The sequence below is a fragment of the Rhodococcus sp. G6(2025) genome (assembly GCF_058628105.1).
On the sequence record NZ_CP179750.1, the window covers coordinates 1,032,033 to 1,058,150 of the forward strand.

Consider the following 26,118-nt stretch of genomic DNA (forward strand, 5'->3'; position numbering starts at 1 on the left):
CGTTGACCACGACGCCGATCATGAAAGAACAAATTCTTGTTACAGAGTGAATCGAAGTTCAGGGCTTATCGTCTCCACGCCGTCACGCTCCTCGTGGGCGTCCTCTCCTTGGGGGCGGTGGCCTACCGAGAGTTCGATGCGGCGACGGGCTACCTGATGGACCTCTCCGTGTTCCGCGACGCCGGCTACGCCTTCGTCAGCGGCCTGCCGCTCTACTCCGCGGACTTCCCGAGCAGCTCCGGGTTCAGGTTCATCTACGCACCCTTCGCGGCGATCCTCTTCGCGCCGATGGCGGAGATCGACCCAGCGGTCCTGCAGGCGCTGTGGTGCGCCCTCAACCTCGGGCTCGTGTGGTGGATGGTCAAGGCGGCGCTGTCGAAGCTCGACGTCGCACGCCCCGAACTTCTCGCTCTGCTGTCGATGGGCCCGGTACTTCTCCTCGAACCGATGCGCTCGAACTTCGACTTCGGTCAGATCAACATCATCCTGATGGCACTGGTGGTCGCCGACTGCACCGGTGCGATCCCGAAGAGGTTCCGCGGAGTCGCGATCGGTCTCGCCGCGGCCGTCAAGATCACTCCGGCGGCCTTTCTCCTGGTCCTGCTCGTCCGCCGCGACTTCCGCGCGATCGGACGATCCCTCGCCACGATCCTGGTCACCGTCGGCCTCGGCTTCTGGCTGCTACCGCAGTCGTCGGTGTGGTTCTGGACCACCGAATTCTTCGCCACCGGCCGTGCGGGCGCGCCCGACTTCTTCCGCAACCAGGCCGTCACCGGCGTCATCGCGCGGCTCGGGGCGGAAGGCCGGCTGGCCAGCATTCTCTGGGTGCTCAGCGCGGCCGTCATCGTGTCCGCCGCGGCGTGGTCGGCGTACCGCTTCACCCGTTCCGGTGAGCACCTGATCGCGCTGGCGATCGTCGCCCTGGCATCGCTGCTCGCCGCGCCGTTCGCCGTCACCCACCACTGGGCGTACAGCATCCTGCTGATCCCGATCCTGATCGCACCGCAGTACCGCAGCTGGCGACCCCTGATCGGCGCCGCGACCCTGATCTTCCTGATCGGCCCGAACTTCGTCCTGCAGTCCTCGTCGTCGGGCTGGGTGGAGGCGGCCGTGCGTGAGGTGATCGGAAGCTCGCAGTGCCTCATCGCGCTGGTCCTGCTCGGCGCGGCCGTCGTGGCCGCACGGTCCCGCACCCCGCTCCCGGACGTCGAGACGGACGTCGTGCCCGCGGACGAAGACGCGCTGGAGCCCGCCCGCAGCTGAGGCAGCGCCACCCCGGCGGGCGAATGTACCTTCCGGCGCCTCAGGTGCGCCCAAAGGTACATTCGCCCAGCGCCGAGGAGCCGCGGAGACGGCCGGGCGGCGCTATCGTCGAGTCATGTGCCGAAACATCACCGAGCTGCGCGGACTCGAACCGGCGGCCACCGCGGAGGAGATCGAGGCGGCGGCGCGGCAGTACGTCCGGAAGGTCAGCGGGATACAGAAGCTGTCGGACGCCAACCGTGAGCCCTTCGAGGAGGCGGTAGCCGTCGTCACCGAGGCCACCACGAAGCTGCTCGCGGCACTGCCGCCGCGGAAGCAGCCGCCGCAGACGGTGCCCCCGCTGCGCCGGCCGGAGGTCCGGGCGCGCATCGCGGCGAAGGCCGCGTCATCCAGCTGAGCGCGGCAAAGGCCGCCGCCTCTTAGCCGGACGACCGGGACGCTCGTTGTGTCAGATCGAACGAGCGTCCCGTTGGTTCAGGCGCGGAGGGCGCCGAGTGTGTCGATGCGTTTGATGGCGTCGGCGATTATGCCGTCGATGAGGTCCTTGCAGGTGGGTAGGTCGTCGAGTAGTCCGACGACCTGTCCGGAGGCGAGGACGCCGGCGTGGGTGTTGCCGTCGACGAGCCCGGCTTTGAGCAGCATCGGGGTGTTGGCGGCCATGATGATCTGCTGCCAGGTGCGGTCGCTGGACTTTTTCATGGCGAGGCCGTCTTTGACGAGTGTCGACCATGTCATGCCGGTCATGGTCTTGAATTTGGATGCGTTGCGGGCGGCGGCGGCGAGGCCGCGGATGTTGCCGGAGTGTTCGAGGCTGTTGACGAGGTCGGTGTTGAGGACCCGGTGGGGCATGCCGTCGACCTTGCGGGAGACGGTGGTGTCCTGCAGTCCCCGGGCGAGGTATTGCTGTTTGACGGAGTCGGGGACCGTGGATTCCTGGGTGAGTAGGAAGCGGGTGCCCATCGCGATGCCGGCGGCGCCGTAGGCGAGGGCGGCGGCGAGTCCGCGTCCGTCGTAGAAGCCGCCGGCGGCGATGACGGGGATGTCGACGGCGTCGAGCACCGAGGGCAGCAGCAGGGTGGTGGCCACGGGGCCGGTGTGCCCGCCGCCCTCGCCGCCTTGCACGATCACGGCGTCGGCGCCCCACGAGGCGACCTTCGTGGCGTGTTTGGCGGCGCCGATCGACGGGATGACGACCACGCCGGCGGTTTTGAGCTTCGCGATCAGTTCCTGTTTCGGTGCCAGCGCGAACGACGCGACGCGCACGTTCTCCCGGATGAGCAGGTCGATGCGTTGCGGGGCGTCGGTGGCGTCGGCGCGGATGTTGACCCCGAACGGTTGGTCGGTGAGGGTCTTGGTCTTCGTGATCGCCGATGCGAGTTCGGTGTAGGTCATCGTCGCCGATGCCAGGATGCCGAGGCCGCCGGCGTTGGCGGTGCCGGCGACGAGTCGTGGTCCGGCCACCCAGCCCATCCCGGTCTGGACCACCGGGTGTTGCACGCCGACCAGCTCGGTCAGCGCGGTGCGGAGGGTGCTCATGCCGATACCTCCCGGTCGCGCAGGTTGCGGGGGTCGAGGACCTCGCGGATCAGCTGTAGTTCGTCGTCGGTGGGTGCGCGGGTGGTGCCGGCGTCGGCGAGTCCTGCCACCTCGAACGAGGTGTTCTCGGTGACCTGGTCGGCGGTGACGCCGGGGTGCAGCGACAGCGCCCGGAAGGTGTGGTCGGGTCCGCCGAAGTCGAACACCCCGAGGTTGCTCACCACCCGGTGCAGGTGGTGGAAGCGGTAGGCGGGGTTTTCCGGGTCGATCTGGTCGTAGCCGACGCCCGAGACGATGTCGACCTTGTCGCAGAACACCCGCGGGGTGTGTTTGCCCACCCAGTAGCTGGTGGGGTGGTTGATCGTGTTGCCGGGGGCGCCGCGGACGCCGAACATCTGCCGTGTCGGCTGCTGCAGCGGACCGAACGCCGACAGGTTCTGGTTGCCGTGTCGGTCGATCTGGTTGGCGCCCATCACCACGTGGCGGCGGCCGGAGGCGACGACGTCGAAGACCTTCCGGAACGGCATCCAGCCCTCGATGGGGGCCTTCGCGCCGACGGCGGGGGTGTCGGCGAAGATCAGGGCCTCGCCGTCGGTGATCAGCAGGTCGGGTTCGGTGGTCAGTCGCGCGAGGCGGGCGCCGATCAGGGGCAGGGTTGCCATCGGGCTGGCCATGATCTCGCCTGCCCCGGAGAAGATGTCGGCGCACGCGATCGCGCAGTACTCGGCGCGGGTGACGTCGGTGGTCGTCTCGCTCATGCCTGCTCCTCGGCAAATTTTTTCACGGCGGCCTGGTAGTGGTCTTCGCTGCCGGACAGGTAGGTGTCGACGAACTGCTGCCACGCCTTCGGGGTCTTCGCCGATTCGGCGTAGTGGCGCTGGAATTTCTCGTCGCGGCCGTAGCTGTCGCCGGCGAGGGTGAAGTGGGCGCCGTGCGGGGCCTCGATCACGCCGTCGACCATCATGCGGTTGAGGATGAGGTTTTGCAGTGGAACGGTTTTCACCAGTTCCTCGGTTTCCACCACCCGTTCGACGGAGACGAATCGCTTCTCGGCGGCCGCGCAGTACAGGTCGTCGAAGTAGGGGTCGACTCCGGTGTAGGCGGCGTTGCCGTGCTTGTCGCCGAGGTTCAGGTGGACCAGGGCCGCATCGAGATTGAGGGCGGGCATCGCGATCAGCGTCTCGGGCGTGCCGGACGCGTCGGGGTAGGGGGAGGTGACGGTGCGCAGTTCCTCGCCCCAGAAAGCCCGGACGTCGGAGCCGAGCCCGGCGCGGATCGGCAGGAACGGCAGCCGGGCGGCGGCGGCCTCGAGGCCGCACTTGACCATGCCCTCGTCCATTTCGCGGACCTCGATCGCACCCGCGGTGCGGGCCTTCGCGAACCACGGGTCGTAGAACGGGGCCGAATCGAGGGACACGAAACCGTAGTACGCCTTCCTGACTTTGCCCGCCGAGCACAGCAACCCCAGGTCGGGGCCGCCGTAGGTGACGACGGTGAGGTCGGTGAGATCCGAGCGCAGCAGCGCCCGGATCAGTGCCATCGGTTTGCGGCGCGAACCCCAGCCGCCGATGCCGATGGTCATTCCGCTGCGCAGTTGCCCGACCGCGTCGTCGAGCGAGATCCTCTTGTCGCGTTTGCTCGCCATCGATGTCAGCCTTTCCTGGTGTTCGAGTTCGAGCGGGGCTTGCCGGTTTCGACGAACTCGTCGCGGTGCTCGTCGGAGACGCCGGCCAGGTTGAGTTCGAAGGTGTAGCCCTGCTCGAGGCGGTAACTGGTCTTCACGTCGACGGGGTCGATGCCGTTGATGGCTTCCTTGGCGCAGCGGATGACCCGGGTGTCCTTGGCCGCGATCGTGGCGGCGATGTCGCGGGCGGTGTCGTCGAGTTTTTCGCGCGGCACCACCTCGTACACCGATCCGAAGTGCTGGAGTTGCTGGGCGGTGACGTTCTGCGCCGTGTAGTACAGCGTGCGCATCATGTGCTGGGGGACGAGTCGGGCGAGGTGGGTGGCGGCGCCGAGTGCGCCGCGGTCGACCTCGGGTAGTCCGAAGACGGCGTCGTCGGACGCGACGATCACGTCGGCGTTCCCGACCAGGCCGATGCCGCCGCCGACGCAGAATCCGTTGACCGCGACCACGACGGGCACGGCGCAGTCGTAGACGGCGGCGAACGCGGCCGCGCAGCCGCGGTTGGCGTCGACCAGCGCGCCGTAACCGTCGGTGGCCTGCATTTCCTTGATGTCGACGCCGGCGTTGAACCCGCGTCCCTCCGCTCGCAGGATCACCACGTGGGTGTCCGGATTCCGGCCCGCGTCGAGTACGGCGTCGGCCAACTCGAACCAGCCCCGGGACGGGATGGCGTTCACGGGCGGGTAGTCGACGGTGACCGTGGTGATGCCCCCGGTCTCATTTTCAGTCCGGATCCCCATTTTCTTTTCTCCTCCACGCCGCGACTTCACTCACCAAGCAATTGCTTGGTAGGGTAGCACGATGGAAACAGGTTCTAACATGACCGGAAGTGTCGTGCTGGTGACCGGCGGTGTTCGCGGGGTGGGCGCCGGCATCAGCCGCACGTTCCTGCGGGCGGGCGCGACGGTGGTGGCCTGCGCCCGCCGGCCGGGGGAGGCGCCGGTGGAGGTGGACGGCCGGGTGGTCGAATTCCTGCCGTGCGACATCCGTGATCCGGGGCAGGTGCAGGGTCTCGTCGACCGGATCGTCGAGCGGCACGGCCGGCTCGATGTCCTGGTCAACAATGCCGGCGGCGCACCGTTCGCGCTCGCGGCGGAGGCGAGTCCGAAGTTCCACTCCAAGATCGTCGAGCTGAATCTGCTCGCCCCGCTGCTGGTGTCGCAGGTCGCGAATGCGGTGATGCAGAAGCAGGATTCCGGTGGTGCGATCGTGAACATCTCCAGCGTCAGCGGCTCGCGACCGTCGCCCGGCACCGCGGCATACGGTGCGGCGAAGGCGGGGGTCGACAGTCTCACCGGCAGTCTCGCGGTCGAGTGGGCGCCCAAGGTGCGGGTCAACTCGGTGGTCGTCGGCCTGGTCCGCACCGAACTCGCGCATCTGCACTACGGCGACGAGGCGGGGATCGCGGCGGTCGGGGACACGGTCCCGCTGGGCCGGATGGCCTGCCCCGAGGACATCGGCAACTGCGCGGTGTTCCTGGCTTCACCGCTGGCGGCGTACGTCAGCGGTTCGACACTGACCGTCCACGGCGGCGGAGAACGTCCCGCCTTCCTGGCGGCAGCGACAGCATCTACAGCGACAGCATCTACAGAGGAGAAGGCATGAGTGGAGTGGTCGACGGTCGCGTCGTCATCGTGACGGGCGCCGGACGCGGAATCGGACGCGCCCACGCGCTGGCGTTCGCCGCCGAGGGCGCCAAGGTGGTGGTCAACGACATCGGAGCCGGCATCGACGGTTCCGCGACCGGGGAGAGTCCGGCCGAACGGGTGGTCGCGGAGATCGTCGCCGCGGGCGGCGAGGCCGTCGTCAACGGTGACGACGTCGCGGACTGGGCCGGCGCCGAGAACCTGATCAACACCGCCATCGGCACGTACGGACGCCTGGACGTGCTGGTGAACAATGCCGGGTTCCTGCGCGACCGCATGCTCGTCGGGATGAGCGAGCAGGAGTGGGACGCCGTCGTGCGCGTGCATCTGAAGGGGCATTTCGCGACGCTGCGCCACGCCGCCGCGTACTGGCGGGCCGAGGCGAAGGCGGGCAACCCGGTCGACGCCCGGATCGTCAACACCAGTTCCGGTGCCGGACTGCAGGGTTCGATCGGGCAGGGCAATTACGCCGCCGCGAAGGCGGGGATCGCGGAGATGACCATTCAGGCGGCCGCGGAACTGAACAACTACGGCGTCACCGTCAACGCGATCGCCCCGGCCGCACGCACCCGGATGACCGTCGGCGCGGGCGGCGCGATGGCGGAGGCGATGGCCGCGCCCGAGGGGGGGTTCGACGCGATGGCGCCGGAGAACATCTCCCCGCTCGTCGTGTGGCTGGGCAGCACGGAGTCGAAGGACGTCACCGGACGCGTGTTCGAGGTGGAGGGAGGCAAGATCACCGTCGCCGAGGGCTGGCGGCACGGCCCCACCCAGGACAAGGGTGCGCGCTGGGAACCGAAGGAGATCGGGCCCGTCGTCGCCGACCTCCTCGCCAAGGCCGAAACCCCGCTCCCGGTCTACGGCGCCTGAGCAGGTGAGTGGCGAAGTGTGCTGGGGCACGCATTGCCACTCACCTGCACCGGACGAACGGGACGCCCGTCGCCTCAGGTCGAACGAGCGTCCCGTTCGTCCGGCTGCGTGGAGAACTGGAGAGTTGTTTGGACACATTGATAAACAGGTGTCCAGAAGTTAGTGTGCAAGAAGGAAAAGGATCACGGCCAAGGAGAATTCGTGAAATTCGGCATTACGTTGTTTACGAGTGACCGCGGGATCGGGCCGGCCTCGGCTGCGAGGGGTGCAGAGGCAAACGGATTCGACTCGTTCTACGTGCCCGAGCACACGCACATTCCGGTGAAACGCGATGCGGCGCATCCTCAGACAGGCGACGCGTCGCTGCCCGACGACCGCTACATGCGCACCCTCGACCCGTGGGTGGCGCTGGCGTCGGCGTCGGCGGTCACGGAGCGGATCGAACTGGGGACGTCGGTGGCGCTGCCGGTCGAGCACGACCCGATCACGCTGGCCAAGACGATCGCCTCCCTCGACCACCTCAGCGGCGGACGGGTCATCCTCGGCGTGGGGTACGGGTGGAATCTCGACGAGCTCACCGATCACAACGTTCCGCCCGGACGACGCCGGACGATGCTGCGCGAGTACCTCGAGGCGATGCGTGCGCTGTGGACGCAGGACGAGGCGTCCTACGACGGCGAGTTCGTGAGCTTCGGTCCGAGCTGGGCGTGGCCCAAGCCGTCCCGGGTGCCTCCGGTGATCGTCGGCGCCGCCGGCAACGACAAGAACTTCCGATGGATCGTGAAATCGGCCGACGGGTGGATGACCACTCCGATCGAGCAGGACATCGACGACCGCGTCGCCACGCTACAGCGGATGTGGCGGGAGGCCGGCCGGGACGGCGAACCGCGGATCGTCGTGCTCGACGGCAAGCCGGACATGGACAAACTGCGGCGGTGGAAGGACCTCGGCGTCACCGAGGTCGTGTACGGACTGCCCGACCGGAGCGAGGAAGACGTCCTGGCGTACTTGGGGCGCCTGGCCGGAAAACTCGAGGGATTGCGCGAGTCGACCGCGGTGGGGTGAGTGAGTGCGGTTGGATGGGATGAGGGCACACCCGAGTAGGAACGTGTTCTAGTATTGCTTGCCAACTGCTCGAGGAGAGGCCGAAGTCCGTGCGCATCGCACTCTTGTCGTATCGAAGCAAGCCCCACTGTGGTGGGCAGGGTGTGTACGTACGCCATCTCAGCCGTGAGCTGGTCGAACTCGGCCATCAGGTCGAGGTGTTCTCGGGGCAGCCGTACCCGGACGTCGACCCGCGGGTGACGCTGACGAAGGTCCCCAGCCTCGACCTGTATCGCGAGCCGGATCCGTTCAGAACGCCGCACCCGCGCGAGTTCCGCGACGCCGTCGACGTGCTCGAGGTCGCGACCATGTGGACGGCCGGGTTCCCGGAGCCGCTCACGTTCAGCCTCCGCGCTGCGCGACTGCTGAAGGAGCGCGCCGACGAGTTCGACGTGGTGCACGACAACCAGTGCCTCGGCTACGGGCTGCTGCAACTCCAGAAGGCCGGACTCCCCGTCGTCGCCACCATCCATCATCCGATCACCCGCGACCGCGAGCTGGACCTGGCGTCGGCGAAGTGGTGGCGCCAGGTGACGGTCCGGCGCTGGTACGGATTTCTGCGGATGCAGAAGCGGGTGGCGCGTGCCATCCCCGCACTGCTGACGGTGTCGCAGTCCTCCGCCGACGACATCAGCGCGGCCTTCGACGTTCCCGCCGACAACCTGCAGACCATCCCGCTGGGTGTGGACACCGAGGTCTTCCGACCCCCGGCCGCCGCCCGGGTTCCGGGCCGCGTCGTGTGCGTCGCCAGCGCCGACATGCCCCTCAAGGGGGTGTCGACGCTCCTCGAGGCGGTCGCGAAGGTGCACACCGAGCGCACCGTCGAACTGGTGCTGGTCACCAAGCTCGCACCCGGGGGAGTGACGGAGAAGCTCATCGAGGAGCTGGCCATCGGCGACGTCGTGCGGACGGTGTCGGGTATCGACGACGCCGAACTGGCGTCGCTGCTGGCATCGGCCGACGTCGCGTGCGTTCCGTCGCTGTACGAGGGCTTCTCGCTGCCTGCCGTCGAGGCGATGGCGTGTGGCACCCCGCTGGTGGCGAGCCGCGCCGGCGCCATTCCCGAGGTGGTGGGAACGGACGAGGAGGCGTGTGTGCTCGTGACGCCCGGCGACCCCCAGGAACTCGCGGACGTGCTGGGCGCGTTACTCGATGATCCGCAGCGCCGGGCCCGGCTCGGTGACGGTGGCCGTCGACGCGTGCTCGAGCGCTACAGCTGGGCCGCCGTGGCCGCGAAAACCGCGCAGACCTATGCCGATGCGATAGCGCAGACCCGTCAAGGAGGCCGACCGTGCTGACCGTGGACTTCGACCGGCTGGGTGTGAAGCCCGGCGACAAGGTGATCGACATCGGGGCGGGCGCCGGACGGCACTCGTTCGAGCTGTATCGACGCGGCGCCGACGTCATCGCCTTCGACCAGAACGCCGACGAACTCGCGGACGTCGAGAAGATGTTCGTGGCGATGGCCGAGGTCGGTGAGGTCCCGGCGGGAGCCGCGGCTCGGGTGGAGGTCGGCGACGCGCTGAACCTGCCGTACGAGGATGCGACGTTCGACGTGGTCCTCATCTCCGAGGTCCTCGAACACGTGCCCCGCGACGGCCGGGCCATCGCCGAGCTGGCCCGCATTCTCAAGCCGGGTGGTGTTGCGGCGGTGACGGTTCCGCGGTGGCTGCCGGAGAAGATCTGCTGGGCGCTGTCCGACGCGTACCACGAGGTGGAGGGTGGCCACGTCCGCATCTATCGCGCCGACGAGCTGGCGGAGAAGCTGACGGCCGCCGGCCTGCAGGTCCGGGGACGGGATCACGCCCACGCCCTGCATTCACCGTACTGGTGGCTCAAGTGCGCGGTGGGGGTGGAGAACAACGACAACCCCTTCGCGAAGGCGTACCACCAGGTTCTGGTGTGGGACATGATGAAAGCCCCCTGGCTCACGCGCACCGCCGAGAAGGTCCTCAACCCTGTGGTCGGCAAGAGCGTCGTGTTCTACCTCGAGAAGCCGAGGGAACCGAGCGTGGTGAAGGCGCCGCGGTGAGAGCCGCCGGCGTCCCGTCGGTTCCGAACGTGTTGTCGGAGAGCCAGGTCAGGCAGACGGCACGGTCGATCGCGGCAGCGCAGGAGTCGTCGGGGGCGCTGCCGTGGTTTCCCGGTGGGCACACCGACCCGTGGGATCACGTCGAATCCGCCATGGCACTCACCGTCGCCGGCCTGACCGACGAGGCGGAGGGCGCGTACGAGTGGTCGCGGCGCACGCAACGACCGGACGGTTCGTGGCCGATGAAGTTCCGCGACGGGGCTGTGGAGAATCACGATTCCGACAGCAACTTCTGCGCCTACCTCGCGGTGGGGGTGTGGCACCACTACCTCGTCACCGGTGACCGGAATTTCGTCGACGCCCTGTGGCCGTCCGTGCAGGGCGGTCTCGATTTCGTCGTCGACATGCAGTCGTCGAGCGGCGAAATCTGGTGGGCCCGCGGCGAGAACGGACAGGACTGCCCCGAGGCGCTGCTGACCGGGAACTCCAGCATTCACCACAGCCTGCACTGCGGGCTGCTCCTCGCGCGGCTGGTCGACGACCCGCAGCCGGAATGGGAGTTCGCGAAATACACCCTGGGTCACGCGATCAGGCAGCACCCGGAGTCGTTCGCGATCAAGGACGAATACTCGATGGACTGGTACTACCCGATCCTCGGGGGTGCAGTCCGCGGTGAGGTCGCGTCGGACCGCATCGCGTCGCGGTGGGACGACTTCGTGGTCGAGGGGCTCGGCATCCGCTGCGTGGACCACCGGCCGTGGGTGACCGGCGCCGAAACGTGTGAACTGGTGCTGGCGCTCGACGCGATGGGGGAACACAGCCGCGCGCTCGCGCAGTTCACCGCCATGCAGCACCTGCGGGATCCGGACGGCTCGTACTGGACGGGGCTCGTCTACAGCGACGGCAAGCGGTGGCCGGTCGAGCAGACCACGTGGACGGGCGGGGCGATGATCCTCGCCGCGGACGCGTTGTCCCGCACCACGCCCGGACACGGGATCTTCCGGGACGCGGCGCTGCCCGTGGGACTACCGATCGGCCTCGACCGCTGCGGCGACTACTGTCACGCCAGCGGTTCGCCTGTCTGACCGCCCACCCGCTCGAGAACGCGCAGCGAACCGGTGACGGACGTCTCCTTGAATTGTCCTGTCGCCAGGGCACGTTCGTAGATCTCGAACGGCGGGCGTCCGCCGTCCGCCGGGTCCGGGAACACGTCGTGGATCACCAGGGCGCCGCCGACGTTCACCCACGGCGCCCACCCCTCGAGATCCGCCGACGCCGCCTCCGACGTGTGGCCGCCGTCGATGAACACGAAGTTCACGGGAGTGCGCCAGAACGTCGCCACCGTCGACGACCGGCCCAGCACACCCACGACGTAGTCCTCGAGCCCCGAGTCGGCCATCGTGTGCCGGAACCGGCCGACCGTGTCGAGCAGACCGGTATGTGGGTCGATGAACGCCGGTTCGTGATATTCCCAGCCGGGCTGATGCTCCTCGGAACCGTGGTGGTGATCGATCGTGACGATGCGGGCGGCCCGTGCCCTCGCCGCCGCCCCGAGATAGATCGTCGAACGACCACAGTACGTGCCGATCTCGACGCCCACCCCGCCGGGAGACAGGTACTGCATCGCGGCCTCGTGCAGGGCCGTCCCCTCGTCCTCCGGCATGAAGCCGGGGGTCGAGTCGGCGAGTCGGAGAAGCTCTGGTGTCAGGTATTCGGTGCTCATGTGGCCTCTGCGTCCGGGGCGGCCGCTCTGGCCGCTTTCTTCCGCTTGTGTAGCACCCCGCCGATCATCGAGTCGAGTTTCGTTCCCAACGGCCAGCCCACGTAGTGGCACAGGAACAGCGCGATCTCCCGGAGTTGGTCCTCGTCCAGTTCCTCGTTGTGCAGGGCCGCCCCCACCTGGATCTCGGCGACGTCGACGAGCCCCTGCGCGGTGAGCGCACCGAGGAGGAGAAGCCGGCGGTCGCGGATGCTCAGCCCGGGCCGCGACCAGATGTCGGCGAACAGGTGGTCGGCGGTGACGGCGAAATGCGCGCCGGGCCCGTCCTGCATCTCGAATCCGTAGACCTTCTCCATCATGGCCAGGCCACGGGTGCGGGTGTCGTCGGTCATGGTTGCTCCTTCTTGTCCACGGTGCTGTCGACGCCGAGTCCAGGACCCAGGCCCGTGAGCGCGAGCCGGGCGAGCGGCAGCGCGACGTCGAGTCGTTCGCCGAGCCCGATCGCCAGCGACAGGTCCTTCTCCCCGAGATCGCGGACGTGGGTCATGATCGGGTACCAGTTGTCGGTCTCGTCGAGCGCGTCGGTGGTGTCGCGGAGCATGATCGCTCCGGCGCCACCGGTGATCGCGTCGGTGTGCCGGACGACCTTCCCGAGTTCGGTGATGTCGAGACCGGCGGCCTCGGCGAGCCGCTGCGCCTCGGCGGCGGCCGTGAACGAGACGAAGTGCAGCAGGTTGCGGGCCAGCTTCATCCGCGTTCCCGCGCCCACGTCTCCGGCGTGCACGACGAGTTCGGCCCAGTGCCCGAACGGCTCCCGCACTTTCTCGAACGCGTCGTCGCTCGCCCCGACCATCACTGCGAGCTTCCCCTTGTGGGCGCCGGGTGCGCCGCCACTCACGGGCGCGTCGATCAGGTCGACGCCGTGCGCACGGCAACGGTCGGCGAGTTCGACGGCGGTGACGTCGCTGATGGTGGAATGCACTGCCACGACGGTGCCCGGCCGCGCGGTGTCGAGGAGCTGTGTGACGACCGCGCGCACCTGCTCGTCGTTCAGCACGGTCACGGAGATGACGTCCGCGTTCTCCGCCACCTCCCGCGGACTCGACGTCACCTTCGCGCCCGCCTTGCCGAACGGTTCCAGTGCCTCCGGCCGGGTGTCGCACACGATGAGCCCGCCGGGGCGGTCCAGCAGCCGCTTGGCCATGGGCGCACCCATGTTCCCGAGGCCGATGTAGCCGACGGATACCTGCTCGGTCGTGGTCATGCGCGGAAGATCTGTCCGCCGTCGACGTTGAAGATCTGCCCGGTGATCCAGCTCGCCTCGTCGGAGAGCAGGAACAGGCAGGCACCGACGAGGTCGTCGGGGGTGCCCATTCGCTTCAGCGGCAACGTCTTGACCATGTCTGCCACCATATTTCCCGGCGTGACGGTGCGGGTGGCTTCGGTGTCGATCGGTCCGGGCGCGATGGCGTTGACCCGGATGTTCATGCCACCCACCTCGTGGGCGAGTTGTTGGGTGAGGCCGTTGATCCCGACCTTCGCGAGTCCGTAGAAACCCGAGTACAGCCAGGCGGCCGTGGACGACTGGTTGACGATCGACCCGCCACCGCCGCTGTTCATGTGCGGCCACACCGCGCGGGTCACGTTGAGGGCGCCGTCGAAGTTCACGGCCATGAACTTCTTGTAGTAGTCCCACGGCACGGTGATGAGGAGATCGAGCTTCATGCCGCCGTAGATCGCGGCATTGTTCACGAGATGGTCGATGCCGCCGAACTTCTCGACCGTGAACTCGGCGAGTTGCTTCGCCGAGTCCTCGTCGGCGACGTCGACATCCTTGAACACCGCAGTCCCGCCGTCCGCGCTGATCTGCTTGGCCACCGTCTGGCCGAGCTCCGCATTGAGATCGGCCACCACCACGTTCGCGCCCTCGCGGGCGAGGGCGCGCGCGTAGCCCTCGCCGATGCCCTGCGCGGCGCCAGTGACGATGGCGGTCTTCCCGTCGAAACGTCCCATATCGATTGACTCCTGTGTTGTCGGGCCGGCTCGCCGGCGTACTATTGGGCCGGTTCCGCGACCAGCTTGGTTTCCAGGTATTCCTCGAATCCGGCCACACCCATCTCGCGGCCGATTCCGGACTGCTTGTAACCGCCGAACGGGGCGTCGGCGGAATACCAGACGCCGCCGTTGACGCTGAGTGTTCCGGTGCGCACGCCGTCGACCACTCGCTTCACGCGTGCGGGGTCCGTGCCCCACACCGACCCGGACAGCCCGTACGGCGAGTCGTTGGCGATGCTGATCGCGTCCTCGTCGCCGTCGTGGGGAATGATCACCAGCACGGGTCCGAAGATCTCTTCCCGAGCCACCCGGGCGGTGTTGTCGAGGCCGGTGATCAGGGTGGGTTCGACGAAGAATCCACGGTCCTGATCGGCCGGTCGGCCGCCACCGACCACGATCGTGCCGCCTTCCTCCCGCGCGAGCCGCAGGTAGTCCTCGACGCGGGCGCGTTGCCGCGCGGAGATGAGGGGACCGCAGATGGTGCCGGGCTTCCTGGGATCGCCCGCCTGCAATCCGCCCAGGGTCCGGGCCGTGGCCTCGACCGCCTCGTCGTACTTGTCGCGGGGAACGAGCAGCCGGGTGGTGATGGCGCAGCCCTGGCCCGCGTGGGTGGACACTGTGAACGCGGCGACCCCGCACGCACCCGCGAGGTCGGCGTCGTCGAGCACGATGAACGCCGATTTGCCGCCGAGTTCGAGGAAGACCTTCTTCAGCGACTCGGACGCCGCTGCCATGACGGCCTTGCCCGTGGCAGTCGAACCGGTGAACGACACGAGGTCGACGCGGGGGTCGGTGGAGAGCTGAGCGCCGAGGGAATGGTCGCTCGACGTGACGATGTTGACCACGCCGGCCGGGAGGTCGGTCTCCTCGGCGATCAGGTGCCCGACGAGGGCGGCGCACCAGGGAGTGTCGGGCGCGGGCTTGAGGACCACCGTGTTGCCGGCCGCGAGTGCGGGGCCGATCTTGGCGAAGTTGATCTGGTGCGGGAAGTTCCACGGCGTGATGGCCCCGACCACGCCGACGGCCTCCTTGAGGACGCGTCGGCGGGTCTTGATGCCCATCGGCTCGGCGATGCCCAGATCCTGTTCCCAGGAATAGCTTTCGGCGAGGTCTGCAAAATACCCGAGGTCGGCGACCGGGCCTTCGAGTTGCGGTCCGCTGGTGAGGAAGGCGGGGGCGCCGACCTCGGCGATGGTGATGTCGCGCAGTTCCTCGATGTGGGACTGCAGTACGTCGCGCAGCTGCCGCAGGCAGCGGGCGCGGAAGGCGTGGTCGCGGGACCACGTGGTGTCGTCGAAGGCTCGCCGGGCCGCGGCGATCGCGGCGTCCATGTCGGACGCGGTGGCGTCGGCGGCCCTCCCGAGTACCTCCTCGGTGGCCGGGTTGATCACCTCGAACGTGCCGCCGGAACCGGGAATCAGTTTGCCGTCGATCAGGAGAGCAGAGCTGTCGGTGGGGCGCAGAGTCATGGATTTTCGCTTCCGAATCGGGTGAGTGTCACAGCGATCTCCGAAAACTGGACATGTGTCTGGACTATAGTTTGAACAACTGGATGCCGCAATGACGAGTTCGACGGAGGCGCGATGAATTCACGCGAGGAGAGACGGCTGGACGGGCGAGGCGCCGTCGTCACCGGCTCGAGCCGGGGGATCGGCCGGGCCGTCGCGCACGCGCTCGCGGCGGAGGGAGCCGGCGTGGTGGTCAACGGCCGTGATCCCGATGCGGCGGAGAAGGTGGCCGGCGAGATCGTGCTCGGCGGTGACCGGGCGATCGCGGTGGCTGGTTCGGCCGCCGCCGACGGCGTCGCGGAGGCGCTGGTCGACGCCGCGGAATGTGCATTCGGCCAGGTGGACGTGCTGATCAACTGCGCCGGCGTCGCGGAGCCTGCCGGGTCGTCCATCCTCACCGTCACCGACGAGCAGTGGCGCGAACTCGTCGATGCGCACCTGACGGCGACGTTCCGCACGTGCCGGGCCGTGGCGCCCCTGATGGCCGAACGGGGGCGCGGAGCGATCGTGAACACGAGTTCGTTCGCGTTCCTCGGCGACTACGGCGGAACCGGATATCCCGCCGGCAAGGGGGCGGTCAACAGCCTGACCCTCGCGATCGCGGCCGAACTGGCCGAGTCCGGCGTCCGGGCCAACGTCGTGTGCCCCGGTGCGAAGACCCGGTTGTCCGGGGGAGCGGAGTACGAGCAGCACATCGAGGAACTGCACGGGCGCGGGATGCTCGACGACGCAACGCGCTACGGCTCGCTGCATCCGGCACCCGCCGACTACGTCGCCCAGCTGTACGCGTTCCTGGCCAGCGATCTCGCCGCCGGCATCACCGGCGGGATCTTCGCCGGATCAGGGTGCTTCGTCGGCAGATTCGACCGGCCGGCTCCGACGGTCCTGGCCTACCGCGACCACGAGACCGAGCCGCCGTGGTCGCTCGACGAGCTGGCGGCGTTGGTGGGTTCCGCTCACGGTGAGCGGTGAGTGAATTGTCCGGCATCACAGGGGCCCACGACTTCGTCGTAGGCGGCCGGCGACGTGTCCCGGAATGATCATCCCTACGTCCCGTAGGGATAAGTCTTTCGGATTCCGTGCCGCTACTATGGAATGCATCACGCCGCGGGAACTCGACGCCTACATCGGCAGAACCCGCGTCCCGCACGGGCGAGTGAAATCGTCCCGCCGTACGCGGCGGGCGACACCGCGTACGAATCAAGGTCGAAAATAACACGAGCGCAATGATTTTCGGTAATCACTTCGCCCTGGCGGCGGATAGCGGCTCGTGGAATCGACTTGTGCCTGGGCGAAAGCGGCCCAATGAAGCTGACGCAGAGGCCCGCGGATAACCGAGCACTTTGTGTCGGAATTACGCACGGAGAGAATGTATGTTGTTTTGCACCAAAATTGTTCGACAGTGTCCTCCCGGTGAATGTGCTGGTGACGGACGATCGCGGGCAACAATAATTCGACGATCTGGCCGACGATCGACGTTGCCTCCACCGTTCGGTCTGGCACGGTTCGATGTGTTGGTCCGCTGGGTGAGACGGAGGTGGGCGTCGGCAGGGCCGGGTAGGGACAGGCGACGGTCGGACCCGAACACCGCGCTGGGCTATTTGGAGCAGCTTCCGGCGCTGAGGTTGCTCGAGCGGCTTCCGGTTCCCGCCCTCGCTGTCGATGAAGAGGGGGTGATTGTGCATGCCAACCCGGCACTCGAGCGGATGCTGGGGTACCCCGAGCACTGGTTCGCCGGGTGCTCGGTCGCGGACGTGGTCGTTCCGGCGTCGTCGCCGGGCGGCCCCGCATCGGTGGCGTTGCTGCGGGACTGTGCGGGAAAGGTAATCGAACTCGCCCATCGTGAAGGTTTCGTTGTGCGTGCAGCGGTGAGCAGGTCGGTGTTGCGCAGGAAGGATGACCCCGTCACGTTCGTGTGCTTCCAGGACCTCACAGAGCAGTTGTGGGGCGGTGGGCGGGCCCCCGAATTCGAGTGATGTCGTCGCCCGGTTTCCTCGCAGTACCGAGGGTGAGCATGCGTGGCCAGTTCAGGTGGGCGGCGACTCCGAGTCGGTGCCGTCCGAGCCGGAATTGGCGAACATCGCCTCGATTCGGTTCGTTTACTTTCGGTGCGCAGTTGTGGACCGAGCGGAGCGGCCGGGGCGCGCGAGGGATTCGCGGCAACCGAACGGTCTCGCCGGCTGTGTCGGGTGGCCTCCTCGGCCGGAGCAATCCGATTCCAGGTGGGTCGGAAACCCCGCGGTTTCGACGCGAACGCACATCGGATCGGCGGACAATGAATGCACCCGGCAGTGGGTTGCGGCGAGGAAGGGGCGTCATGTCCGAAGGTTCGTCGGTCAAACAGGGCGTCGCGGCGGGGACCGCGATGGGTGCAGCGGTCATCATGGTCACCGTCGGACTCCTGCAGTTCTTCCAAGGGCTCGCCGCGGTCTATGAGAACGAGGAGTTCGTGGTGGGGGTGGAGTACCTCTACAAGTTCGACTTCACGGTCTGGGGCTGGATCCATCTCGTGCTGGGTGCGTTGGTCGCGGTGACCGGCCTCGCGTTGTTCACCGGCGCCGCGTGGGCCCGGGTGTCGGCGATCGTGATCGCCGCGATCTCGATCGTGGCCAATTTCCTATGGCTGCCGCACTACCCGTGGTGGTCGGTGCTCATCATCGCGCTCGACGTGGTGGTGATCTGGGCGATCTCGGCGTGGCGGCCGAACCCTTCTGACGCCTGGGCCTGAGAACGGCAACAATAGGGGTGGTGGCCTTTCAGGACGGGGTGTGCGTTCGCTCCGGCCACCCGACGCTGGACAGTGCTCCCCGCAGCACGGATTCGTAGATCGAGTCCAGGTCCAGCTCGTCGCCGAGGAAGTCGGTGTTCACGAGCATGACGAAACCGTGCATGGCGGCGAAGATGCTCACGGCCGCGTCGAGGGTGTCCTCGGGCGGCAGTCCGCACGATGCCAGCATCGTGCGCAGCGCCGTGTTGGCGTCCAGTGCGGCGGAGATGAAAGCGTCCCGGTCCACCGGGCTGGTGGTCAGCGTCTGATACCGATGCGGATGCTCGGTCGCCCAGACGCGGTGCGCGTCGACGAGCGCGCGGAGGCCGTCGGGTCCGCTTCGGCCCATCGCGATCTCGCGCAGGTGAGCACCCAGCTCCGCCATGGTGCGCACCTGAACCGCACCGCGGATGTCTTCGAGGTTGCGGACGTGGTTGTAGAGCGACGCGGTGACGACGTTCAGCCGGGCGGAGAGACTCGTCATCGACAGTGACTCCCAGCCGAGTTCGTCGATGATCTCGATCGCGGCATCCACGACCTTGTCTCGCGTGAGTGTGCGACGTCGGATCGGTCCGTTCTGCCCTTTCACCATGGGCCCAGCATAAGGGCTTCCATTATAAATGAAAGTGTGTAGTTTAAGACGCATCCCATTCGTTTATCGATCGAGGAGCAGTGTATGACCGCGTCTCGGATTGATCTCAAGTCCCCCGACGTCTACGCGGAAGGGGTCCCCTACGCGTTCTTCGACCACCTGCGGGCGAGCGAACCCGTCTATTGGCAGCCCGAGGAGAACGGCACCGGGTTCTGGGCGGTGACGAAGCACGCCGACGTCGTCGCCGTGTCCCGCGACAGCGCGACGTTCTCGTCGGCGGTGGGCACCACTCAGATCGACGATTTCGACGAGCAGACCCGCGCGAAGCAGGCCGCCATGCTCGTCAACCTCGACCCGCCCGATCACACCCGGCTGCGGCAGCTCGTCAGCCGCGGATTCACCCCGCGCACAGTCAAAGTGCTCGAGGGTCACATCCGTGACATCTGTGCCCGGATCGTCGATCGGCTGCTCGACGCACGCGACGTCGACTTCGTTCCCCAGGCAGCGGCGCCGTTGCCGCTCGAGGTCATCGCGGCGCTGCTGGGTGCGCCCGCCGGGGACGTGGACAAGCTCTACGACTGGTCCAACCGGATGATCGGCTTCGACGATCCCGAGTACGGCACCACCCAGGCGGACGGCGAGATGGCCGCGGCCGAGATCTTCCTGTACGCCAACGAGCTTGCGGCGCAACGCCGCATCGAGCCTCGCGACGACATCGTCACCAAGCTCGTGCAGCCGGACGAGAACGGCGACACGCTCACCGAGATGGAATTCAACATGTTCTTCGTCCTGCTCGTGGTGGCGGGGAACGAAACGACGCGCAACGCGACCGCCGGTGGGATGCAGGCCTTCATCGACCATCCCGACCAGTGGCGACGACTGCAGTCCGAACCGGAACTGGCTGCGAGCGCGGTGGAGGAGATCCTGCGGTGGGTGACCCCGGTGATGGACTTCCGCCGCACCGCCACCCGGGACGCCTACATCGGCGATCGGTTGGTCAGGGCCGGCGACAAGGTGGTGATCTACTACCCGAGCGCCAACCGGGACGAGGACGTCTTCGACGAGCCGTATCGGTTCGACATCGGCCGGAGCCCCAACCCGCAGATCGCGTTCGGCGGTAGCGGGGTGCACTTCTGCCTCGGCGCCCACCTGGCGCGGCTCGAATTGAAGATCCTGTTCGAGACCCTCGCCGCGCGGATCGACCGCGTGGAACCCACCGGGCCGGTCGTCCGGCTGCGGTCGAATTTCATCAGCGGCATCAAGACGATGCCCGTGCGAATTCACCCGCGCAGTCCCGTGTGAGAGTCCGATTTTCGTTGCCAGCCGACGGTAACTGTAGTAGCGTCCAGACACGTGTCCAGTAGTATGAATTTCGAGTCCACCCGCCGCCGTCTGACCGAGAAGCAGGCCGACACCGTCGACCGCCTCACCAAAGCGGCAGTCGAAGTACTGCGCGAAGAGGGATTCGCGGGACTCACGGTCCGCTCGGTGGCCGGCATCGCCGGGGTCGCGCCCGCGACGGCCTACACGTACTTCTCGTCCAAGGAGCACCTCGTCGCCGAGGTCTTCTGGCGGCGCCTCGCCGCCTCACCGCAGCCGGTGGACAAGGGACTCGATCGCACCGGACGTGTGGTCGCCGTGCTCCGCCACATCGCTCTCCTGGTGGCGGACGAACCCGAACTCGCCGGAGCCGTCACCAACGCGCTGCTCGGCCGCGACCCCGACGTGGAACACCTCCGCGCCCGCATCGGGCTGGAGATCCGCGACCGCCTCGCCACCGCACTGGGCGAGGGCCACGATCCCGACGTCCTCGAGGCGCTGGAGCTGCTGTACGCCGGCGGCCTGGTCCGCGCCGGAATGGGATACGGGTCCTACGCCCAATTCGCCGATCGACTCGAAACTTCCGCCAAGCTGATTCTGGAGTAGATGCCATGACCGCAGCCTCGATGCCCGGGGTGTCACACAATCCGGTGACGTTCAACCCGTACGACTATGGCTTCCACGAAGATCCGTACGTCACGTATCGAAGACTGCGGGAAGAAGCACCCCTCTACTACAACGAGGAACTCGACTTCTGGGCGTTGTCCCGGCACGAGGACGTCGTCGCGGCGTTCCGCGACAACCAGCGCCTGTCGAGCGCGAACGGGGTGTCGCTCGACCCGGCGGCCTACGGCCCGCACGCCCACAAGACGATGTCCTTTCTCGCGCTGGACGATCCGCGGCACATGCGGATGCGGCAGCTGGTGTCCCGCGGTTTCACCCCGAGGCGGGTGAACGAACTCGAGGGGCGGATCCTGGATCTGACCCGGCAATACCTCGACCCGGCGCTCGCGGCGAGTGAGTTCGACTGGATCGGCGAGTTCGCCGGCAAGCTTCCGATGGACGTGATCTCGGAGCTGATGGGGGTTCCGGAGGCCGACCGCGTCGAACTCCGGCGGCTCGCCGACCTGGTGGTGCACCGCGAGGAGGGCGTCCTCGACGTGCCCCACGCCGCGATGGAGGCGTCGCTCTACCTCGTCGGCTACTACGCCGACATGCTGGCCGAGCGCCGCAGGAAGCCGACCGAGGACCTCACGTCTGCCCTGCTCGAAGCGGAGATCGACGGCGACCGGCTCACCGACGACGAGATCATCGCGTTCATGTTCCTGATGGTGGTGGCGGGCAACGAGACCACCACCAAACTCCTCGGCAACGCACTGTACTGGGGTTTTCGCTATCCGGGCGAGGCCAGGCACGTGTTCGAGGATGCAAGCCGGGTGCCGGAGTGGGTGGAGGAGACCCTGCGCTTCGACACGTCCAGTCAGATGGTCGCGCGAACGGCGTCCGTCGACCTGGACTTCCACGACCGGACGATTCCCGCCGGCGACAAGGTGCTGATCCTCATCGGCTCCGCGAACCGCGACTCGGCGGTGTTCGAGAACGCCGACGAATACCGGATCGGCAGGGACACGTCCAACAAGCTCGCGAGCTTCGGCGGCGGCACCCACTTCTGCCTGGGCGCCCACATGGCGCGGCTCGAAGCGCGGATCGCACTCACCGAACTCGTCTCCCGCATCGACGACTACGACATCGACGAGGCGAACAGTGTGCGCGTCCACTCGACCAACGTGCGCGGTTTCGCCACCCTTCCCATGAAAGTGCAGGTCCGCGATGCCTAGGTTCGAGCCCAACCCGCAGCGTCGCCCGTCGATCGTCGCCGGGGCCTCGTCGGGAATCGGCACGGCGACGGCCTATGCGCTGGCCGAGGCCGGTCACCCCGTCGCGCTCGGTGCCCGCCGGGTGGCCGAATGCGAGGAGATCGCGGAGAAGATCCGCAGCAACGGCGGAGAAGCGTTCGCGCACTACCTCGACGTCACCGACACCGCATCCGTCGACGAATTCGTCACCGCGGCGGAGAAGGCGCTCGGCCCCACCGAGATCGCGTTGTCGGGGGCCGGCGACCTGGAGTTCTCCGTCGCCCACGAGATGGACCCCGACCAGTTCCTGGGACAGGTCAACGTCCACCTGGTCGGTGCGCAGCGTCTCGCGCACCGCCTCCTTCCCGGCATGATCGAACGCAGGCGCGGAGACTTCGTCCTGATCGGATCCGATTGCGCCGACAGCCCCCGGCCCCGGATGGGCGCCTACAACGCCGCGAAGGCCGGCGTCGAGATGATGGGCCGGCAGATGCGAATGGAACTGGAAGGCACCGGCGTCCGGGCGTCGGTCGTGCGTCCGGGACCCACGCAGACGTCCATGGGGATGAACACCACCGAGGAGGTCATCGGACCCGTCCTCGAAGACTGGGCGAAATGGGGATTCGCCCGGCACTCGTACTTCCTGCGCGCCTCCGCGATCGCGGACGCCGTCGTCGCCGCCGTCAGTGCGCCCCGCGGCGCACACATGGTGCTGATCGAGGTGCAGCCCGAGGCGCCCCTGCGAAAGGATGGAGAATGAACCCGGCTACCCCGCAACGTGTGTCCGGCGGTGAGCACGAGCACGGACATCTCGAAGAATTGCGCACCGACCCGATCGCGCTGATGCGCCGTGTCCGGGAGGAGTGCGGCAACGTCGGTGTGTTCCAGCTCGCCGACAAGAAGGTGGTGCTGCTGTCCGGCGCCGAGGCCAACGAATTCTTCTTCCGCTCCACCGACGAGGATCTCGACCAGCAGGCCGCCTACCCGTTCATGAAGCCGATCTTCGGCGAGGGAGTCGTGTTCGACGCGAGCCCCGAGCGCCGCAAGGAGATGCTGCACAACCAGGCGTTGCGCGGCGAGCAGATGAAGGGGCACGCCGCGACGATCGCCCACGAGGTCGACCGCATGGTGGCGCAGTGGGGCGACGAGGGGGAGATCGACCTCCTCGAATTCTTCGCGGAGCTGACCATCTACACGTCCTCGGCCTGTCTGATCGGTAAGAAGTTCCGGGAGCAGCTCGACGGCCGGTTCGCGCACCTGTACCACGAGCTCGAGCAGGGCACCGACCCCATCGCGTACGTCGACGCCTACGCCCCGATCGAGAGCTTCCGCCGGCGGGACGAGGCGAGGGTGCAGTTGGTGGCACTCGTCCAGGAGATCATGAACGGGCGCATCGAGAACCCTCCTCAGGGCAAGGAGGATCGGGACATGCTCGACGTGCTCGTCTCGATCAAGGACGAGGACGGCAACGAGCGCTTCACGGCGGACGAGATCACCGGCATGTTCATCTCGATGATGTTCGCCGGGCACCACACCACGTCCGGCACCGCGGCCTGGACCCTGATCGAGCTGCTGCGGCACCCGGACTACGCCAAGCAGGTGGTCGCCGAACTCGACGACCTCTATTCGGACGGCTCCGACATCAGCTTCGGGGCACTCAGGCAGATCCCGAAACTGGAAGCGGTGCTGAAGGAGACGCTCCGGATGCACCCGCCGCTGATCATCCTGTTGCGCGTCGCGCGGGCCGAGTTCGAAGTCGGGGGCTACCGGATCGCCGAGAACGACCTCGTGGCGGCCACACCGGCGATCTCCAACCGCATCGCGGAGGACTTCCCGAACCCGGACACGTTCGATCCCGAACGCTACCTCGACCCCAACCAGGAAGACATCGTCAACCGCTGGACGTGGATTCCGTTCGGCGCCGGCAGGCACCGCTGCGTCGGGGCCGCGTTCGCGCTGATGCAGTTGAAGGCGATCTTCTCGATTCTCCTGCAGGACTGGGAGTTCGAGATGGCGCAACCCTCCGAGACGTACCGCAACGATCACAGCAAGATGGTGGTGCAGCTGCAGCAGCCGTGCACCGTGAGGTACCGGAAGCGAAGCATGTGATGAAAGTCGAAGCCGATCTCGACCTGTGTCAGGGTCATGCCGTGTGCGAGATGGAGGCACCCGATGTCTTCGTCGTCCCGAAGCACGGCAAGGTCGAGATCCTCGACACCGACCCACCCGAGAACCTGCGCGCCGAAGTCGAGAGCGCCGTGCGTTTCTGCCCGACCCAGGCCCTGCGGATCCTCGCGGACGACGACTCTGAAGGAGATAGCTGATGGTGCAGTTCGATCGAAGGATCGGCCCGGCGGTGCAGTTCGATCGTGCGGAGCTCGACGAGATGGTGCAGCGCTGGGTGGACGAGAACAAGCGGTGCGAATCGCTCGGCGACTGGAAGCCGCTGGCCGAGATGTACACCGAGGACGCCACGTACGGATGGAACTACGGGCCGAAGGACGACTTCATGGCCGTCGGCCGGGACGAGATCCGCGACCTGGCGCTCGGCCAGGAAATGGACGGGCTCGAGGGCTGGGAGTACCCGTACCAGCAGTTCGTCATCGACGATCGCAGCGGCGACGTCATCGGATTCTGGAAGCAGGTGTCCGAACGCACCCGCGACGACGGCACGCACTATCAGGTCACCGGAATCGGCGGCAGCTGGTTCCGGTACGGCGGAAACTTCCAATGGTCCTGGCAGCGTGACTTCTTCGACTTCGGCAACGTCTCGAGCCTGTTCCTCGAGATGATCACGAACAACGCGATGTCCGACGGCATGAACGCGCGGATCCAGCGCGCGACGTCCGGTCGGCTGCCGGGGTGGTATCCGGTCGGCAAGGCCCCGGTCCCGCTGTGGTGAGTACGGTGAAGGTTCCGTCGTCGTTCGCCGATCTGTCCCGCGAGGATCTCGCGATTCTCGTTCCGGAACTGCTCCTGTGCGGTCATCTCATCGATCGCTCCGGTATGCCGCACCTGATCGGGGCGTTCGGTCGCGAGGGCATGACGCAGGTCGCGATCGAGGAGTGGATGGCGTCGAGCCCCCTCTACACGCGGCGGATGCAACGCGCGCTGGGATTCGAGGGCGACGGGGTCGTGACGATCTTCAAGGGTCTGCAACTCGACATCGGTGCGCCGCCCCAGTTCATGGACTTCCGGTACCGCGTCACCGATCACGATCACGGCGAATTCTGGCTGGATCACTGCGGGGCGTTGATGGACGTCGAACCGATGGGCGACGAGTACGTCACGGCGATGTGCCACGACATCGAGGACCCGACGTTCGACGCCACCGCATTGGCCACCAACCCGCACGCGCAGGTGCGTCCGGTGCACCGTCCGCCCCGCAGGCCGGCGGACCGGACACCGCACTGCCTCTGGACGGTCACCATCGACGACACAAACGTGCCACCTCCGATTCCGGAAGGGCTGGTGACGGTGGGGAAGTCGCGTGCGGCGACGGTCGAGTTGTCGCCGATCGACACCGGCGGGCCGGGACAGCACGACTACGCGGGCGCGCTCCTCGACGATCTGCGGTTCCCGGACTTCTCCCATTCGGCTCTGACCCGGATCTCGGAGGAGGTGTGCCTGCAGCAGCACCTGCTGACCCTCGGTTTCCTGCTCGCGGTGCGGGCCCGCACCGATGCCGAAGCCGCACTCGACATCGCGCGCAAGCAACTCACCGGCATCGCCGGCCTCACGTCGGAACGGATCCGGAACGCGCTCGGGCTGCCTGCCGATCTCGAGGGTCTCGCCGTCGTCCTCGCCGTGCATCCGGCGTTCAATCCCCGTCAGTACGTGGACGTCACGATCACCCTCGGCGACCGCATGCTGCTGACCCTCGGCCGGGACTGCGGAGCCGGGGAGGACGGGGCGTGGCCGTCCATGATCGACGGTGAGCACCTCGGGCCGTTGACTGCGCTCGTGCGCGGGGTGTCGCCGCGGTTCGCGGTGCAGGTGGTCGAGGAGACGGATGCGGCGCTGACCGTGGAGATCGTGATCGGAGAGCCGCCCGCCAAGGAGGCACCCGAGGTGGCGCTCACCCGGTTCAGCACGGGAGCCGACTTCGCGTTCACCGATCGAGGAATACCCCTACCACTCACAGTCGTCTGAGAGAGGACGC

At 67.4% G+C, this 26,118-nt stretch carries 29 protein-coding genes; 19 read left to right on the top strand and 10 right to left on the bottom strand.

The window, feature by feature from the left end:
• Positions 1-36 precede the first annotated feature (36 nt).
• Positions 37-1,263 (top strand): glycosyltransferase family 87 protein, encoded by a 1,227-nt coding sequence (locus ACLIVD_RS04970; RefSeq protein WP_283330517.1) that lies wholly within the window; start codon positions 37-39, stop codon positions 1,261-1,263.
• Between the two features lie 115 nt (positions 1,264-1,378).
• Positions 1,379-1,660 carry a DUF2277 domain-containing protein gene (locus tag ACLIVD_RS04975; protein ID WP_005258716.1) on the top strand — a complete coding sequence of 94 codons (282 nt, stop codon included), beginning with the start codon at positions 1,379-1,381 and terminating at the stop codon, positions 1,658-1,660.
• A gap of 77 nt (positions 1,661-1,737) precedes the next feature.
• Here ACLIVD_RS04975 and ipdC read toward each other — a convergent pair whose 3' ends face one another.
• From ipdC to echA20, 4 genes are read right to left on the bottom strand one after another with little or no spacing between them, the layout of a single operon-like run.
• Positions 1,738-2,799 (bottom strand): (3aS,4S,5R,7aS)-5-hydroxy-7a-methyl-1-oxo-octahydro-1H-indene-4-carboxyl-CoA dehydrogenase, encoded by a 1,062-nt coding sequence (gene ipdC, locus ACLIVD_RS04980; protein WP_491932049.1) that lies wholly within the window; start codon positions 2,797-2,799, stop codon positions 1,738-1,740.
• Positions 2,796-3,557 carry a cholesterol ring-cleaving hydrolase subunit IpdB gene (gene ipdB / locus ACLIVD_RS04985; protein WP_491932050.1) on the bottom strand — a complete coding sequence of 254 codons (762 nt, stop codon included), beginning with the start codon at positions 3,555-3,557 and terminating at the stop codon, positions 2,796-2,798. Before ipdB ends, ipdC begins: the two co-directional genes overlap by 4 nt.
• Entirely contained in the window at positions 3,554-4,444 is an 891-nt protein-coding gene (gene ipdA / locus ACLIVD_RS04990) for a cholesterol ring-cleaving hydrolase subunit IpdA (protein ID WP_491932051.1), read from the bottom strand. The genes ipdB and ipdA overlap by 4 nt, the downstream gene beginning before the upstream one ends.
• Positions 4,445-4,449: 5 nt before the next feature.
• On the bottom strand, positions 4,450-5,226 hold the full coding sequence (gene echA20, locus ACLIVD_RS04995; protein ID WP_491931484.1) for a (7aS)-7a-methyl-1,5-dioxo-2,3,5,6,7,7a-hexahydro-1H-indene-carboxyl-CoA hydrolase: 777 nt from the start codon (positions 5,224-5,226) through the stop codon (positions 4,450-4,452).
• 79 nt (positions 5,227-5,305) lie between these two features.
• Here echA20 and ACLIVD_RS05000 point away from each other — a divergent pair, with 79 nt between their 5' ends.
• The 6 genes from ACLIVD_RS05000 (at position 5,306) to ACLIVD_RS05025 (ending at position 11,223) form a co-directional block, all read left to right on the top strand.
• Entirely contained in the window at positions 5,306-6,091 is a 786-nt protein-coding gene (locus ACLIVD_RS05000) for an SDR family oxidoreductase (RefSeq protein WP_491931483.1), read from the top strand.
• Positions 6,088-7,002: an SDR family oxidoreductase gene (locus tag ACLIVD_RS05005; RefSeq protein WP_491932052.1), complete on the top strand. Its 915-nt coding sequence runs from the start codon at positions 6,088-6,090 to the stop codon at positions 7,000-7,002. Before ACLIVD_RS05000 ends, ACLIVD_RS05005 begins: the two co-directional genes overlap by 4 nt.
• Positions 7,003-7,203: 201 nt before the next feature.
• A complete protein-coding gene (locus ACLIVD_RS05010; RefSeq protein WP_283330524.1) occupies positions 7,204-8,067 on the top strand; it encodes an LLM class F420-dependent oxidoreductase in 864 nt (287 codons plus the stop codon).
• 89 nt (positions 8,068-8,156) lie between these two features.
• Positions 8,157-9,404: a glycosyltransferase family 4 protein gene (locus ACLIVD_RS05015; protein WP_283330525.1), complete on the top strand. Its 1,248-nt coding sequence runs from the start codon at positions 8,157-8,159 to the stop codon at positions 9,402-9,404.
• Positions 9,398-10,138 (top strand): class I SAM-dependent methyltransferase, encoded by a 741-nt coding sequence (locus ACLIVD_RS05020; protein ID WP_491932053.1) that lies wholly within the window; start codon positions 9,398-9,400, stop codon positions 10,136-10,138. Before ACLIVD_RS05015 ends, ACLIVD_RS05020 begins: the two co-directional genes overlap by 7 nt.
• Entirely contained in the window at positions 10,135-11,223 is a 1,089-nt protein-coding gene (locus ACLIVD_RS05025; RefSeq protein WP_283330527.1) for a prenyltransferase, read from the top strand. Before ACLIVD_RS05020 ends, ACLIVD_RS05025 begins: the two co-directional genes overlap by 4 nt.
• Here ACLIVD_RS05025 and ACLIVD_RS05030 read toward each other — a convergent pair.
• The 5 genes from ACLIVD_RS05030 to ACLIVD_RS05050 are packed head-to-tail and all read right to left on the bottom strand — an operon-like array spanning position 11,199 to position 15,382.
• Positions 11,199-11,861 carry a class I SAM-dependent methyltransferase gene (locus ACLIVD_RS05030; RefSeq protein WP_283352982.1) on the bottom strand — a complete coding sequence of 221 codons (663 nt, stop codon included), beginning with the start codon at positions 11,859-11,861 and terminating at the stop codon, positions 11,199-11,201. The genes ACLIVD_RS05025 and ACLIVD_RS05030 overlap by 25 nt on opposite strands.
• Positions 11,858-12,250, bottom strand: a complete 393-nt coding sequence (locus tag ACLIVD_RS05035) for a carboxymuconolactone decarboxylase family protein (RefSeq protein WP_005244588.1) — start codon at positions 12,248-12,250, stop codon at positions 11,858-11,860. The genes ACLIVD_RS05030 and ACLIVD_RS05035 overlap by 4 nt, the downstream gene beginning before the upstream one ends.
• A complete protein-coding gene (locus tag ACLIVD_RS05040; RefSeq protein WP_005563754.1) occupies positions 12,247-13,122 on the bottom strand; it encodes an NAD(P)-dependent oxidoreductase in 876 nt (291 codons plus the stop codon). Before ACLIVD_RS05040 ends, ACLIVD_RS05035 begins: the two co-directional genes overlap by 4 nt.
• A complete protein-coding gene (locus ACLIVD_RS05045; protein WP_283352984.1) occupies positions 13,119-13,871 on the bottom strand; it encodes an SDR family oxidoreductase in 753 nt (250 codons plus the stop codon). The genes ACLIVD_RS05040 and ACLIVD_RS05045 overlap by 4 nt, the downstream gene beginning before the upstream one ends.
• A gap of 41 nt (positions 13,872-13,912) precedes the next feature.
• Positions 13,913-15,382 (bottom strand): aldehyde dehydrogenase, encoded by a 1,470-nt coding sequence (locus ACLIVD_RS05050; RefSeq protein ID WP_491932054.1) that lies wholly within the window; start codon positions 15,380-15,382, stop codon positions 13,913-13,915.
• 114 nt (positions 15,383-15,496) lie between these two features.
• Between ACLIVD_RS05050 and ACLIVD_RS05055 the strand changes: the two genes are divergently transcribed.
• From ACLIVD_RS05055 to ACLIVD_RS05065, 3 genes are all read left to right on the top strand, one after another.
• Positions 15,497-16,393 (top strand): SDR family NAD(P)-dependent oxidoreductase, encoded by an 897-nt coding sequence (locus ACLIVD_RS05055; protein ID WP_491932055.1) that lies wholly within the window; start codon positions 15,497-15,499, stop codon positions 16,391-16,393.
• Between the two features lie 539 nt (positions 16,394-16,932).
• Positions 16,933-17,397 (top strand): PAS domain-containing protein, encoded by a 465-nt coding sequence (locus ACLIVD_RS05060; protein WP_283353002.1) that lies wholly within the window; start codon positions 16,933-16,935, stop codon positions 17,395-17,397.
• Between the two features lie 341 nt (positions 17,398-17,738).
• Positions 17,739-18,149 (top strand): DUF7144 family membrane protein, encoded by a 411-nt coding sequence (locus ACLIVD_RS05065; RefSeq protein WP_283330533.1) that lies wholly within the window; start codon positions 17,739-17,741, stop codon positions 18,147-18,149.
• A gap of 28 nt (positions 18,150-18,177) precedes the next feature.
• Here the strand turns inward: ACLIVD_RS05065 and ACLIVD_RS05070 are convergent, their stop codons facing one another.
• Positions 18,178-18,780, bottom strand: a complete 603-nt coding sequence (locus ACLIVD_RS05070; RefSeq protein ID WP_283330534.1) for a TetR/AcrR family transcriptional regulator — start codon at positions 18,778-18,780, stop codon at positions 18,178-18,180.
• 84 nt (positions 18,781-18,864) lie between these two features.
• Here ACLIVD_RS05070 and ACLIVD_RS05075 point away from each other — a divergent pair, with 84 nt between their 5' ends.
• From ACLIVD_RS05075 to ACLIVD_RS05110, 8 genes are all read left to right on the top strand, one after another.
• Positions 18,865-20,082 (top strand): cytochrome P450, encoded by a 1,218-nt coding sequence (locus ACLIVD_RS05075; RefSeq protein ID WP_491932056.1) that lies wholly within the window; start codon positions 18,865-18,867, stop codon positions 20,080-20,082.
• Between the two features lie 63 nt (positions 20,083-20,145).
• The gene (locus ACLIVD_RS05080; RefSeq protein ID WP_317569929.1) at positions 20,146-20,706 is read left to right on the top strand and encodes a TetR/AcrR family transcriptional regulator; all 561 of its coding nucleotides are present in this window, start codon (positions 20,146-20,148) and stop codon (positions 20,704-20,706) included.
• Between the two features lie 5 nt (positions 20,707-20,711).
• On the top strand, positions 20,712-21,938 hold the full coding sequence (locus ACLIVD_RS05085; RefSeq protein ID WP_491932057.1) for a cytochrome P450: 1,227 nt from the start codon (positions 20,712-20,714) through the stop codon (positions 21,936-21,938).
• Positions 21,931-22,716, top strand: a complete 786-nt coding sequence (locus ACLIVD_RS05090; protein WP_491932058.1) for an SDR family oxidoreductase — start codon at positions 21,931-21,933, stop codon at positions 22,714-22,716. Before ACLIVD_RS05085 ends, ACLIVD_RS05090 begins: the two co-directional genes overlap by 8 nt.
• A complete protein-coding gene (locus tag ACLIVD_RS05095; RefSeq protein WP_491932059.1) occupies positions 22,713-24,065 on the top strand; it encodes a cytochrome P450 in 1,353 nt (450 codons plus the stop codon). The genes ACLIVD_RS05090 and ACLIVD_RS05095 overlap by 4 nt, the downstream gene beginning before the upstream one ends.
• The gene (locus ACLIVD_RS05100) at positions 24,065-24,280 is read left to right on the top strand and encodes a ferredoxin (RefSeq protein WP_005244574.1); all 216 of its coding nucleotides are present in this window, start codon (positions 24,065-24,067) and stop codon (positions 24,278-24,280) included. The genes ACLIVD_RS05095 and ACLIVD_RS05100 overlap by 1 nt, the downstream gene beginning before the upstream one ends.
• Positions 24,280-24,858, top strand: a complete 579-nt coding sequence (locus tag ACLIVD_RS05105; RefSeq protein ID WP_280778880.1) for a nuclear transport factor 2 family protein — start codon at positions 24,280-24,282, stop codon at positions 24,856-24,858. Before ACLIVD_RS05100 ends, ACLIVD_RS05105 begins: the two co-directional genes overlap by 1 nt.
• Positions 24,852-26,108 (top strand): hypothetical protein, encoded by a 1,257-nt coding sequence (locus tag ACLIVD_RS05110; RefSeq protein WP_491932060.1) that lies wholly within the window; start codon positions 24,852-24,854, stop codon positions 26,106-26,108. Before ACLIVD_RS05105 ends, ACLIVD_RS05110 begins: the two co-directional genes overlap by 7 nt.
• Positions 26,109-26,118 lie beyond the last annotated feature (10 nt).

What these genes read in the sequence shown, in the direction of transcription:
- ACLIVD_RS04975 (WP_005258716.1), top strand. Translation starts at nt 1,379, where the DNA reads ATGTGCCGAAACATCACCGAGCTGCGCGGACTCGAACCGGCGGCCACC.
- ipdC (WP_491932049.1), bottom strand. Translation starts at nt 2,799, where the DNA reads ATGAGCACCCTCCGCACCGCGCTGACCGAGCTGGTCGGCGTGCAACAC.
- ipdB (WP_491932050.1), bottom strand. Translation starts at nt 3,557, where the DNA reads ATGAGCGAGACGACCACCGACGTCACCCGCGCCGAGTACTGCGCGATC.
- ipdA (WP_491932051.1), bottom strand. Translation starts at nt 4,444, where the DNA reads ATGGCGAGCAAACGCGACAAGAGGATCTCGCTCGACGACGCGGTCGGG.
- echA20 (WP_491931484.1), bottom strand. Translation starts at nt 5,226, where the DNA reads ATGGGGATCCGGACTGAAAATGAGACCGGGGGCATCACCACGGTCACC.
- ACLIVD_RS05000 (WP_491931483.1), top strand. Translation starts at nt 5,306, where the DNA reads ATGACCGGAAGTGTCGTGCTGGTGACCGGCGGTGTTCGCGGGGTGGGC.
- ACLIVD_RS05005 (WP_491932052.1), top strand. Translation starts at nt 6,088, where the DNA reads ATGAGTGGAGTGGTCGACGGTCGCGTCGTCATCGTGACGGGCGCCGGA.
- ACLIVD_RS05030 (WP_283352982.1), bottom strand. Translation starts at nt 11,861, where the DNA reads ATGAGCACCGAATACCTGACACCAGAGCTTCTCCGACTCGCCGACTCG.
- ACLIVD_RS05035 (WP_005244588.1), bottom strand. Translation starts at nt 12,250, where the DNA reads ATGACCGACGACACCCGCACCCGTGGCCTGGCCATGATGGAGAAGGTC.
- ACLIVD_RS05040 (WP_005563754.1), bottom strand. Translation starts at nt 13,122, where the DNA reads ATGACCACGACCGAGCAGGTATCCGTCGGCTACATCGGCCTCGGGAAC.
- ACLIVD_RS05045 (WP_283352984.1), bottom strand. Translation starts at nt 13,871, where the DNA reads ATGGGACGTTTCGACGGGAAGACCGCCATCGTCACTGGCGCCGCGCAG.
- ACLIVD_RS05050 (WP_491932054.1), bottom strand. Translation starts at nt 15,382, where the DNA reads ATGACTCTGCGCCCCACCGACAGCTCTGCTCTCCTGATCGACGGCAAA.
- ACLIVD_RS05055 (WP_491932055.1), top strand. Translation starts at nt 15,497, where the DNA reads ATGAATTCACGCGAGGAGAGACGGCTGGACGGGCGAGGCGCCGTCGTC.
- ACLIVD_RS05065 (WP_283330533.1), top strand. Translation starts at nt 17,739, where the DNA reads ATGTCCGAAGGTTCGTCGGTCAAACAGGGCGTCGCGGCGGGGACCGCG.
- ACLIVD_RS05070 (WP_283330534.1), bottom strand. Translation starts at nt 18,780, where the DNA reads ATGGTGAAAGGGCAGAACGGACCGATCCGACGTCGCACACTCACGCGA.
- ACLIVD_RS05075 (WP_491932056.1), top strand. Translation starts at nt 18,865, where the DNA reads ATGACCGCGTCTCGGATTGATCTCAAGTCCCCCGACGTCTACGCGGAA.
- ACLIVD_RS05080 (WP_317569929.1), top strand. Translation starts at nt 20,146, where the DNA reads ATGAATTTCGAGTCCACCCGCCGCCGTCTGACCGAGAAGCAGGCCGAC.
- ACLIVD_RS05085 (WP_491932057.1), top strand. Translation starts at nt 20,712, where the DNA reads ATGACCGCAGCCTCGATGCCCGGGGTGTCACACAATCCGGTGACGTTC.
- ACLIVD_RS05090 (WP_491932058.1), top strand. Translation starts at nt 21,931, where the DNA reads ATGCCTAGGTTCGAGCCCAACCCGCAGCGTCGCCCGTCGATCGTCGCC.
- ACLIVD_RS05095 (WP_491932059.1), top strand. Translation starts at nt 22,713, where the DNA reads ATGAACCCGGCTACCCCGCAACGTGTGTCCGGCGGTGAGCACGAGCAC.
- ACLIVD_RS05100 (WP_005244574.1), top strand. Translation starts at nt 24,065, where the DNA reads ATGAAAGTCGAAGCCGATCTCGACCTGTGTCAGGGTCATGCCGTGTGC.
- ACLIVD_RS05105 (WP_280778880.1), top strand. Translation starts at nt 24,280, where the DNA reads ATGGTGCAGTTCGATCGAAGGATCGGCCCGGCGGTGCAGTTCGATCGT.